This window comes from Oleiphilus sp. HI0125 (assembly GCF_001635355.1).
On record NZ_LWGF01000689.1, the window covers coordinates 1 to 1078 of the forward strand.

Consider the following 1078-nt stretch of genomic DNA (forward strand, 5'->3'; position numbering starts at 1 on the left):
TTTACGCGTGATACTTCTTGCTGGGTATATGGTGGCGTTTCAATCAATCCAATGATGAAACCTGCTCGACAGCGCGAAACAGTTCATTTCAAAGCGGTTTATCGTTATCACCCAATGTTCAAGAAAGAAAAATTTGAAGTTTGGTATGGCGGTGAAGAACGCGTCTATGAAGGCGCGACGATTGAGGGTGGTGACGTTGAAATCATCGGTAACGGCAAAGTACTTATCGGTATTTCTGAGCGAACAACCCCTCAAGGAATTGAAATGTTGGCTAAAAGCTTATTCTCCAGAGGCGGAGCCGATGAAGTCATAGCAATAGATCTTGGTAAATCTCGTGCAGCAATGCACTTAGACACCGTGTTAACACATATGGATCGAGACTGCTTCACCTACTATCCAGGCGTTGTATCGGACCAAAACATCCACTATAGCTTAACTCCTGGTGATAACGGTGACATTGTTTGTACGCAACAAAAAGGCTTCTTTAAAACTTTAGCACGTATTACAGGCAACGACTCTGTTCGCATGATTCCTACTGGTGGCGACGTATTCGCAGCCGAACGTGAACAATGGAACGACGCTAATAATGTGCTCACTATTCGTCCGGGCGTTGTTGTTGGTTATGAACGTAACCACTACACGATCGATAATATTGAAAAAGCTGGAATCAAGTTTATTGCGATACCAGGTGATGAGTTAGGTCGAGGACGCGGCGGTGCTCGCTGCATGAGTTGCCCAATTGAGCGTGACGACATTTAGTCGTTTGTTTCACTGAACGATTTACAGAATTAAGGAATAGAGATATGGCTTTTAATTTAAAAAACCGCAGCTTCTTAAAACTTTTAGATTTTACTCCTCGCGAAATTCGTTACATGTTGGATCTGTCTCGGGACCTAAAGCAAGCCAAATATGCGGGTACCGAACAACCTCGTTTATGCGGAAAAAACATCTGCTTGATTTTCGAGAAAACCTCAACTCGCACTCGCTGCGCATTTGAGACAGCAGCCTTCGACCAAGGGGCTAACGTAACCTATATTGGAGGCGGTTCTCAAATGGGGCACAAAGAGTCAGTCAAAGA

Annotated in this window: 1 protein-coding gene and 1 pseudogene; both read left to right on the forward strand. The window is 44.2% G+C overall.

All coding sequences use genetic code 11. The features are described 5' to 3' along the window. A partial coding sequence (locus A3762_RS09980) for an arginine deiminase family protein (protein WP_231878781.1) occupies window positions 1-759 on the forward strand: 759 nt, incomplete at its 5' end. Window positions 760-803: 44 nt separating this feature from the next. Then, window positions 804-1078: pseudogene (locus tag A3762_RS09985) on the forward strand (ornithine carbamoyltransferase subunit F); the annotation flags it as partial.